The sequence below is a fragment of the Rhizobium metallidurans genome (assembly GCF_014196505.1).
GTDB lineage: Bacteria > Pseudomonadota > Alphaproteobacteria > Rhizobiales > Rhizobiaceae > Rhizobium > Rhizobium metallidurans.
Genome location: NZ_JACIDW010000014.1, coordinates 98,301 through 108,095, shown reverse-complemented (window position 1 = coordinate 108,095; position 9,795 = coordinate 98,301). Strand labels below are relative to the sequence as shown.

8 protein-coding genes and 1 pseudogene are annotated in these 9,795 nt (G+C 61.1%); all 9 read right to left on the bottom strand.

Annotated features, from left to right (window positions below; all coding sequences use genetic code 11):
• Positions 1-587, bottom strand: a pseudogene (locus tag GGQ67_RS18890) (electron transfer flavoprotein subunit alpha/FixB family protein); the annotation flags it as partial.
• Positions 588-610: 23 nt separating this feature from the next.
• Entirely contained in the window at positions 611-1,357 is a 747-nt protein-coding gene (locus GGQ67_RS18885; RefSeq protein WP_183901671.1) for an electron transfer flavoprotein subunit beta/FixA family protein, read from the bottom strand.
• A gap of 47 nt (positions 1,358-1,404) precedes the next feature.
• Positions 1,405-2,175 (bottom strand): aspartate dehydrogenase domain-containing protein, encoded by a 771-nt coding sequence (locus tag GGQ67_RS18880; RefSeq protein ID WP_183901670.1) that lies wholly within the window; start codon positions 2,173-2,175, stop codon positions 1,405-1,407.
• Between the two features lie 55 nt (positions 2,176-2,230).
• Positions 2,231-3,391, bottom strand: a complete 1,161-nt coding sequence (locus tag GGQ67_RS18875) for an alpha-hydroxy acid oxidase (protein WP_183901669.1) — start codon at positions 3,389-3,391, stop codon at positions 2,231-2,233.
• Positions 3,392-3,410: 19 nt separating this feature from the next.
• A complete protein-coding gene (locus GGQ67_RS18870; protein WP_183901668.1) occupies positions 3,411-5,087 on the bottom strand; it encodes a hydantoinase B/oxoprolinase family protein in 1,677 nt (558 codons plus the stop codon).
• Entirely contained in the window at positions 5,077-7,131 is a 2,055-nt protein-coding gene (locus GGQ67_RS18865; RefSeq protein ID WP_183901667.1) for a hydantoinase/oxoprolinase family protein, read from the bottom strand. The genes GGQ67_RS18870 and GGQ67_RS18865 overlap by 11 nt, the downstream gene beginning before the upstream one ends.
• A 153-nt stretch (positions 7,132-7,284) precedes the next feature.
• Complete coding sequence (locus GGQ67_RS18860) at positions 7,285-8,193, bottom strand: amino acid ABC transporter ATP-binding protein (protein WP_343056529.1); 909 nt, start codon at positions 8,191-8,193, stop codon at positions 7,285-7,287.
• A complete protein-coding gene (locus GGQ67_RS18855; protein ID WP_183901666.1) occupies positions 8,091-8,807 on the bottom strand; it encodes an amino acid ABC transporter permease in 717 nt (238 codons plus the stop codon). Before GGQ67_RS18855 ends, GGQ67_RS18860 begins: the two co-directional genes overlap by 103 nt.
• Before the next feature lie 12 nt (positions 8,808-8,819).
• Positions 8,820-9,725 carry a dihydrodipicolinate synthase family protein gene (locus GGQ67_RS18850; RefSeq protein WP_183901665.1) on the bottom strand — a complete coding sequence of 302 codons (906 nt, stop codon included), beginning with the start codon at positions 9,723-9,725 and terminating at the stop codon, positions 8,820-8,822.
• Positions 9,726-9,795 lie beyond the last annotated feature (70 nt).

Genomic DNA, 9,795 nt, shown 5'->3' with positions numbered 1-9,795 from the left:
GATGTCAGCTCCGGACGGTCGGAGGTCGACAGCGCATCCTTGACGAAGGTCGACAGACCCGGATCGGACACGGCGGGGATCGCCTCGACCGAAGCGGACCCGCCCTCGGCGGCGGCGGCGAAGGACGCGGTTCTGACGGTGATCACCTTCTTGGCGTCGGTCGACTGCACCGTCTGGATGGCGTTGCCGGCGTAGATCGGGCGCTTGAAGGTATCAGCCGAGACCACCTCGATGATTTCCGAGACCTGGGCGACGTCGAGCAGGGCTGCGACGCGCGGCAGCACGTTCTTGCCGACCGAGGTGGCGGCCGAGATGATGGTGTCGTAGCTTGCGGCCAGCGAAACGATCAGGTCGGCCAGCGGCTCGGCCAGATTGTTGGCAAGCTCGTCGCTTTCGGCGAGCAGGACCTTGGAGACGCCCGACAGCTTGGCGGCGGCATCGGCCGCGGGCTTGGCGCCCTTGCCGGCGACAAGCACATGCACGTCGCCCCCCTGATCCTTGGCGATTTTTGCGGCTGCCGCGAGCGTCTTGGCGGTCTGGTCGGAAAGGCTTGCGTTGTCGTGATCAGCCAGAAGAAGAATGGCCATGATGTAATCTCCCTTTCCAGATCTTAGAGGACGCCGGCGGACTTGAGCTTTTCGACGAGCTCGGCGACCGATGCGACCTTGACGCCCGCCTTGCGGCCGGAGGGCTCCTCGGTCTTCAGCACCTTGAGCCTCAGTGCGGTGGAAACGCCGAAATCAGCGGGGCTCTTCTTGTCGAGCGGCTTCTTCTTGGCCTTCATGATGTTGGGCAGCGAGGCGTAGCGCGGCTCGTTGAGACGCAGATCCGTGGTGACGACCGCCGGCAACTTGACGTCGATGGTCTGCAGGCCGCCGTCGACTTCGCGGGTCACGGTCGCCTTGCCATCGCCGATCTCGATCTTCGAGGCGAAGGTGGCCTGCGCGGTGCCCAAGAGGGCCGCCAGCATCTGGCCGGTCTGGTTCGAGTCGTCATCGATCGCCTGCTTGCCGACGATCACGAGGCCGGGCTGTTCGGCGTCGGCGACACCCTTGAGGATCTTGGCGACGGCGAGCGGCTCGACGGCATCGTCGGTCTCGACCAGGATGGCGCGGTCGGCGCCCATGGCGAGCGCCGTGCGCAGCGTCTCCTCGGCTTTCGCGGGACCGATCGAGACCACGATCACTTCCTCGGCCTTGCCGGCTTCCTTCAGGCGAAGCGCCTCTTCCACCGAAATCTCGTCGAAGGGGTTCATCGACATCTTGATGTTGGCCAGTTCGACGCCCGTGCCATCCGGCTTCACCCGGATCTTCACGTTGTAGTCAACCACCCGCTTGACGGGGACGAGAATCTTCATGGGGTCCTCCAAAGGAATGGCGCGGCATTCGATTGCCGCGACCGATGTCAGGCATTAGCAAAAGTGTCGCGGCCCAGGATCCTCTTCAACGAGCCGATCGCCGAAGCAGGCGTGTAGGAGCCGGTAACGCCGCCAAGCGACTGCGAGCTCACGGAAATCTCCCACTCCAATCCCTTGCCGGAAACCACGATATGGTGGCGCATCGCCTTCGTATCGGGATCGGCAACGACGATACTGCGTGTGCGATCAAAACCGATGCCTGCGAATGCGATTGCGGCGTGAACGTTGACGTTGCGAGGGAAGCGCGCGCACGCTTCGCGGGTCGTCCCTTCGAAGAGCACCCCCCGTGCATCCGCGGCCTGCCCGAGGCTCGCGCCGCTCTTCGTCGTCGTAATCACCACCTCTTCGATCTGCTCGCGGCCGTCACACAGGCCATCGAGGCCGAGAACCGCACCATGCGGCACGAAGAAGCGGCGGCCGCTTCTGTTTGCCGCGGCATGCATCGCCTCCTCAACCGCACTGTCGGCCAGCGCCGAGCAGCTGAATCCGCACAGGTCCGAATGAGCGAGGATATCCGGCCCAAGTTGGCTCAAGAGCGCGGGCGTGGCGGATTCGAGGACCAGATCCGCTCGACGCTCCAATGCCTGCACGGCATCGTCAATGACGAAGGGGGCCAGCACGGTATCGCCGGCATATTTCTCCCGGTCGGAGACCAGGACGTAAGCGACCTCGGTTCCGTCCAGGCCGTTCACGTAATCGAACAGCTTCCTGCCAATTACGCCAGCGCCGATAATTCCAATAGTCTTGTACGTCATCATTCCACCTGCATAATTCTGATAGAACCTGCCACCGCAAAGCCAGCGAGACCTCCTGCTATCGGGAGGCAGCTCGCGGCAACAGCAGCTCTACGTCGCCCGGAGTTCTCGCACCAAGCAGCGACAGCGTAATGTCTATCTCCGTTTTCAACATCTCGAACAAGGCATGTGCGCCCGCTTCTCCACCACAAACCAGACCCCAGATCGGCAATCGTCCAAGCATCACTGACCTGGCGCCAAGAGCCAGGTATTTCAGGATGTCGCTACCCCGCTTCACACCGCTGTCGGCCAGAACCTCGATATGTTTGCCGACAGCGTCCGCGATCGGAGGGAGGATCTGCGCCGTCGGGGGCGCGCTATCGATATTGCGCCCGCCATGGGATGAGACCACAACGCCATCTGCGCCGATCTCCCAGCACTTGCGCGCATCCTCAACGCTGAAAATGCCTTTGACGACCAGCTTCCCCTGCCACCATTGGCGCAGATCGCGCAGGTCGTCCCAGTTCAGCAGGTTTTCGAGCTTGACCGCGTTCGCAACGGACGGTCTGGTCATCGCGGCACGGAACTCTTTCGGATAGTGACCGTAGACCGGCATACCGCTGCTCAGAAGGTAGCGCAGCAGAACACCGAACAGCCAGCGCGGATGCATCATGACCTCGGCGGTCGCGCGCGGCGTGATCTTCATGGGAATGGAGAAGCCGTTACGGGCGTTATATTCACGGTTCGGCACGACGGGCGTATCGACGGTGAGGACAAGCGTCGTCGCACCGGCTGCAGCGGCTCGCTCCATGAGCCGCCTGGTCAGGCTCCTGTCCTTCCACACATAGAGCTGAAACCAGAGCATCGCCGCCGGCGCCCCGGCCCTGATTTCCTCGATCGTCGTGATCGACTGGGTCGAGATACAGACGGGAATACCTGCCTTTGCGGCCGCCCTTGCCATCTTGATCTCCCCATTATGCGATGCGAGCCCCGCAAGCGCGGTGGGCGCCACGATGATCGGCAATTCCGCTCTTTGGCCGAGAACGGTGGTGGAGAGGTCGCGAGTGGGATGTCCGGTCAGCATTCGTGGCATGAACTGGATTTCGTCGAGACTTCGGCGCAGAGCGCCCAGAGCAAGCTCGTCCTCAGCACCACGATCGATATATTCGAACAGCAGACGCGGGAGGCGTCGCCGCGCCGCCTCCCGAAAATCATCCGCATTCCGCAATCCGCCAACCATTCCGGTTATGCTTCCCGCCCTATTTGCGATAGTTGAAGGCCACGAATTCGGGGGAGAACTTGCCGCTTTCAACGTCGTCCGCAAGCATATCCGGTCTGCGTTCCCGCGGCTCGCCATAGCCGCCGGCACCTGGGGTCTCGATGACAGCTGCCATGGCCGGCGTCAACCGGATGCGATTTGCCTTGGAGGGCAGACTTTCTTCGCCGCCTGCGCCGTCCAGCAGCAGGAACCGGCCAGGCAGGCCGGCGGTGCCGCCAAAAATGCCCCATGGCCGGTTGCGGAAGCGTTCGCCGACACCGTTGAACTCACAGTCATGGTCGACCGGGCGGATAGTGCGGCGGATGCCGAGACCGCCACGGAAACGGCCTGCACCGCCGGAATCCTCCACCAGCGCATACTCGTCGACGCGCAACGGATATTCGATCTCGATCGCTTCCACCGGCAGGTTGGACGTGTTGGTGATATTGACCTGAACGCCGTCCTTGCCATCCTTCGTCGCGCGAGCGCCCATGCCGCCGCCAAGCGTTTCCAGATAGATATACTGCTTGCCGCTGCGAGGATCGATGCCGGCAAAGACGGCGCTGGTATTGGCTCCATTGGCGGCACCGATCGCCTGATCGGGAAGAGCCTCGGCCAATGCGCCGATGACAATATCGACGACGCGCTGGCAAGTATTCGCGCGCAATGCGACTGAAGCCGGAGCGACGCAGTTCATGAACGAGCCAAGCGGCGCCCTGATCTCGATCGCATCGAAAATTCCATGATTGTTGGGCACTTCAGGATCGAGCAGTGCCTTCAGCGAAAAGCAGACCGCAGACTGCGTTGCGTTGAACGTCAGGTTGAAGTTGCCGGGAACCTGCCTGTCCGTTCCCTCGAAGTCGAACAGGATCTTCTCGCCCGACTTGCGGATAAGGAGATTGATCTTGATGTCTTCCGTGCCGGCGCCGTCGTCATCCATCACGTCGCAGAATGTGTATTCGCCGTCCGGCAGCTTGGCGATAGCAGCCCGCATACGCAGATTGGTGCGGCGAATGATGTCTTCAAACACCGCCTCCATGTAGGCGGCGCTGTGGCGCGAGATGAACTCCTGCAGGCGGCGCTCGCCGAGACGGGCCGCCGCGATCTGCGCGTTGAGATCGCCCTTGCGCTCTTCGGGAAGGCGCATGTTGAGGAGGAGGACACGCATCATGTCATCCTGAAGCACACCCTTGCTGAACAGACGCACGATAGGGATACGCAGGCCTTCCTTGTAGATCTCGTCCAGCCCACCCGACATCGAGCCGACAGCCGCGCCGCCGACATCGGCATGGTGGACGATATTGGCAACGAAGCCGACCAGACGCCCTTCGCCGAATACCGGCATGGCAAGGTTGATATCCGGCAGATGAGTGCCGCCGGCGACATGCGGATCGTTGCCGATGAAGACATCACCCGGCGCGATCGTATCGCCGTACTGGTCGAGAATATGCGTCATCAGGCCGGCCATCGAGGCGAGATGGATCGGCAATGCGTGTTCCGCCTGCACCACGAGGCGTCCCTGGGCGTCGGCAATCGCGGTGGAATGGTCGTGACGTTCCTTGATATTGGTCGAGAACGCGCTGCGCATGATCGTCAGGAAGCATTCGTCGGTAATCGACTTCAGGCCGTTCCAGCTGATCTCAAGTGCGATTGGGTCAAGGCCTACCTTATTGAGCATCGTCGATCTCCAGAATGAGGCTGAGCGCAGGGTCGACCGTCAGGCTGGCCCATGGCGGCACTACGGTTGTGGTGTCAAATTGGGTGATGATGGCAGGCCCCTGCAGGCGGATGCCGGGTTGCAGTGTGCTGCGTGGATAGATCGGGGTAGAAACCGACGCATGTTCGTCGAACCAGACATCATGATATTCCGAAGCCTTGGCGGGCCCGACGGGCTTTTCCGCAAGAGGGACCACCTGGCTCAGCCGCGCGACCGCCTTCATCCGGACGTTCATGATCTCGATCGGCGCTTCACGGTCGACATGACCGTAGCTGCGCTGATGGGCTTCGAAGAACGCTTGCTTCAGTGCCGCGATATGCGGCAGGTTGGGCTCTTCGCCAGGCTGGCCAAGCGTGACCGGCAATTCGTAATTCTGACCGACATACCGCATGTCGAGCGTCAACAGGCGATATGCCCCCTCGGCGCCCCGTGCCTCGATCGCAATCCAGGCTTTAGCCTGTTCATCAAGTTGATCCACGGCGGTTTCGATTGCGGCCAGCGAACCGTCGAGCGGCGTACGGCAGGTGAAGACGAAGTTTTCCTGGAGATCGGCCTCGATCAGGCCTTCGGCACAAAGAATGCCCGGCGCGATGGGAACAATGATGCGTCTGATGCCGAGCGATTTCGCCACATCGGCGGCATGAAGGCCACCGGCGCCACCGAAAGGCATAAGCGCGAAGTCGCGCGGATCGTGGCCCTTCTGCGTCGAGACGGCGCGGATTGCGCGCGTCATGTTCGACGAGACGATGCCGCAAATGCCGAGCGCCGCCTTGATCACCGGAATGCCGAGCGGTTCGGCAATCGTCCTGATCGCCTCGACCGCCTTCTCGCGATCGATCATCAGCCCTCCGCCGGCAAGCGAGGCCGGAAGGCGGCCGAGCACGACATTCGCATCCGATACGGTCGGCTTGGTGCCGCCCTTGCAATAGCAGGCAGGCCCGGGAACGGCGCCGGCACTTTCAGGGCCGACCTTCATCAGACCGTCTGGACCGATATGGGCAATGGAGCCCCCGCCTGCACCGACCGTGTGAATATCGACCATCGGCAGGCGAATACGGAAGCCCGCAATGTCGCGGACATGGGCGATTTCGGTCTCGCCGTCTCTGATCAGGCAGACGTCGGTGCTGGTGCCACCGATATCGAGAGTGATGATATCGCCGATCGACGATTTCCCACCGGCTGCCGCCGCTCCAACAGCACCCGCCGCCGGGCCGGAAAGCGCCGTCCGGACGGGAAATTCAAGAGCCTTGTCGACGGACATCAGACCGCCGCTCGACTGGAAAATACCGAACTTGGCATTCGGTGCGACCTGATTGATCGCTCCCTTCAGTCGTTCCATGTAGCGGCCAACCTCCGGCTGCAGGAACGCATTGATCAGCGTCGTCGAAAAGCGTTCAAACTCGCGAAACTCCGGCTGAACCTCGCTTGAGATCGACACGTAGACATCCGGTATTGCAGCGCGGATAGCCGCCGCGATGCGCTGCTCATGAACCGGATTGAGGAAGGAGAAGAGCAGGCAGACGGCGATGCTTTCGACCTTTGGTGCCGCCTTCAATTCGGCGACCAGTCGCGCAATTTCCGCATCCGTCAATTCAACCACGATCTCGCCGCGCGAACCAATACGTTCGGTCACTTCCAGACGGTTGCTGCGCGAAACGAGCGGCGCCGGCGCATCTTCCTGAAGGTCGTAGATCAGCGGACGCACCTGACGCCCGATCTCGACCAGATCGCGAAAGCCCTTTGTGGTGATGAGACGGATGGCAGCGCCGCGCCGCTGCAGCAATGCGTTTGTGGCAACGGTCGTGCCGTGGGCAAAGCGCACTATGTCCTCGCCTGGTATGCCCGTCTTTTGCTGAAGCTCGCCCAGACCTTCCAGAATCGCCCGCGAGGGATCATCCGGCGTTGATGGGCGCTTGTGAATATGAACGGCGCCTGTGCGAAGGTCCCGTGCAGAAAAATCCGTGAACGTTCCGCCGACGTCCACACCGACGATCCAGTCAGTCATGCTGTCTCTCGCTTCCGACTTTATAACCCTTGAGGGTAAATTTCAATTTCAGCATCCACATTGAATACCGAATAGCAAATAGAAGAGAAGACCGTCTCTGACTTTCGGCGGAGAAACCCGCTTCGATCATGTGTCTGCCTTTTCTCCGAATTCTCAGTTCGCGGCCGCGATAGCGCCCGTCAGTCCTGCAAGAAACCGCCGGCAGCGTTGCGTTTCGGGCTCGAACAGAACCTTGCTCGAAGCGCCCTGTTCAACGATCTGGCCGGCTTCCATGAAGATGGTCCGATCGGAAGCATGGCGTGCGAAATCCATTTCGTGCGTGGCTATCAACATCGTCATGCCCGAATCCCGAACCTCGCGTATGACGTTCAGCACTTCCTGTACGGTCTCCGGATCGAGCGCCGATGTCGGCTCGTCGAAAAGCATGATCTTCGGCTCCATGGCGAGTGCCCTGGCAATAGCGACGCGCTGCTGCTGGCCACCGGAAAGCTGACGTGGAAAATTGGCCGCCTTGTCAGCCAGTCCGACACGCGCCAGCAATTCCATGCCTTGTCTTCGAGCGCGCTCGTCATCCTGTCCGCGAACGAACCGCGGACCCGACATCACATTGTCCAGCGCCGTCATGTGTGGAAAGAGATTGAAGCTTTGGAACACCATGCCGATGTCCTCCCGCTGGCGGGCCAGCACCTTCTCCCCAAGTTTGCGGCGACCGGATGATGTCGTCCGCGCGCCGATCTCCTCTGCACCGACCTTGATCGTGCCGGAGGAAATCGTCTCAAGCGTATTGATGCATCGCAGAAGCGTGCTCTTTCCGGATCCGCTGGGGCCGATCAGGGCGATGGCCTGGCCCTTTTCAACAGAGACGGAGACGTTATTCAGGGCGACGTAATGACCGTAGGTTTTGACCACGTCGCGAATCTGCAGGAAGGGATGGGAATTGTTGACTGCTGTTGCCATCGTCATACCGCCGCAGCCGTCTTCAGTGTTTCGGCCTTGGGCGCGCCGGCGTCGGCGAACCACTTGGAATTCCGTCTTTCGAATGCGTCCTGAAGCAAGGTCCATATGGCCGTCACTCCGAGGTAGTAGATCGTCGCGACGGAGAGGGCTTCGAGTACCCGAAAGTTCGTCTGGGTCAGATTGTCGGTCGCTCGGAACAATTCCGTCATCGAAATCACCGATACCAGCGAGGTGTTCTTCAACTGCCGGACGAATTCGTTTCCAAGCGGCGGAACCGCGATCCTCAGCGCCTGCGGAAAGATGATCCACCGCATGATCGACAGCGGTCGCATGCCGATCGCCTTGGAAGCTTCCCATTGCGTCGTGGGTACGGCAGACAGCGACGAACGAACGATCTCCGCCACATATGGGCTTTCCGACAGCATGAGACCGATGATCGCCGCCTCGATCACCGACAGCCGAATGCCCATCTGCGGCAACGCGCTGTAGAGAAACACAAGCTGCACCAGAAGCGGTGTTGCCCGGAAGAAGGCGACATATCCTTGGTAGAAGCCCCGCGCCAGAAAACTGTCGATCCGGCCGACCAGCGCGACGACGGTTCCGAGCACGATGGCCAGAAGCAGCGTCAGCAATGTCAGCCAGATCGTCGTCCACAAGCCCGTCAGGATGGCCGGATGCACCAGATTATTGAAGAATACGGACCAGTCCCAAACGTGCATTGCCTCCCCTCCTTATGCCGCCAGCGGAAGAGACGTGACGCCGGAAGCCTCCAGCACGACCTTCAGGCGCTCGCGAAGTTCGACAGGAGATGGCGCAAGCGGTTCACGCGGATTGCCGAGCGACAGGCCACGGATTTCCGAACCGGCCTTGGCAAGCGCCACGTAACCGTTGAGCAGCATGAAGTTCAGGATCGGCCACAGCCTATCCCAAACCTTCAGTGCCGCATTCCAGTCCTTGTCGACGGAAATACGGTCGTAGAGTTCGACGCAAAGTTCGGGAATGAAGGTCGATGCCCCGATGATCGAGCCCGGCGCGCCATGCGCAAGCACGGCAAGAAGCGCCGGATCGGACCCAGCCAGAACGGTGGGTGCGTCAGGGTTGGAGAGCATGCGCATCGTACGGGTGAAATTCTGCGGGCTGTCCTTGATATGGGATACGAGGCCGTCGCGCTTCAGCGTCACCATCTGGTCTTCGGTGATGTCGAGACGGGTGATCGAGGGGGTGTCGTAATAGATGATCGGGCCGCCGGAAATCTTGACGATCTTGTCGAGAAAGCGCTGCACGTCCGTGAATTTCAGGCTATCGAAGTAAGGCGTAACCACCAGCATCTGATCGACGCCGACCTTGCGCGCATGCTCCGCAAGGTCCAGCGCATCGCGGACATTGTTGGACCCGACATGCGCGACCACGTCGATCTTGTCGCCGGACGCTTCGACGGCAATCTCGTAAAGGCGCTTGCGCTCTGCGACCGTCAGAGACGGATGCTCGCCAGTCGAGCCGCTTGCGACGACTGCATGGATGCCGGCATCGCGCTGCGAGCGGATCAACCGGCCATAGGCGGCTTCGTCGATCGCCACGCCGTCCTTGGTGAACGGCGTGAGAACGGCGCTGATAATACCCTTGAGTTCGCTTTTCATGAACCAAACCTTTCTTGCTGGAACGAGCGGGCCGATGACCCGCCGTCATCGGCCGATCTGTGATGTCGGA

Coding starts and splice junctions, on each gene's coding strand:
- GGQ67_RS18885 (WP_183901671.1), bottom strand. CDS start 1,357: ATGAAGATTCTCGTCCCCGTCAAGCGGGTGGTTGACTACAACGTGAAG.
- GGQ67_RS18880 (WP_183901670.1), bottom strand. CDS start 2,175: ATGATGACGTACAAGACTATTGGAATTATCGGCGCTGGCGTAATTGGC.
- GGQ67_RS18875 (WP_183901669.1), bottom strand. CDS start 3,391: ATGGTTGGCGGATTGCGGAATGCGGATGATTTTCGGGAGGCGGCGCGG.
- GGQ67_RS18870 (WP_183901668.1), bottom strand. CDS start 5,087: ATGCTCAATAAGGTAGGCCTTGACCCAATCGCACTTGAGATCAGCTGG.
- GGQ67_RS18865 (WP_183901667.1), bottom strand. CDS start 7,131: ATGACTGACTGGATCGTCGGTGTGGACGTCGGCGGAACGTTCACGGAT.
- GGQ67_RS18860 (WP_343056529.1), bottom strand. CDS start 8,193: ATGGACCTTGCTTCAGGACGCATTCGAAAGACGGAATTCCAAGTGGTT.
- GGQ67_RS18855 (WP_183901666.1), bottom strand. CDS start 8,807: ATGCACGTTTGGGACTGGTCCGTATTCTTCAATAATCTGGTGCATCCG.
- GGQ67_RS18850 (WP_183901665.1), bottom strand. CDS start 9,725: ATGAAAAGCGAACTCAAGGGTATTATCAGCGCCGTTCTCACGCCGTTC.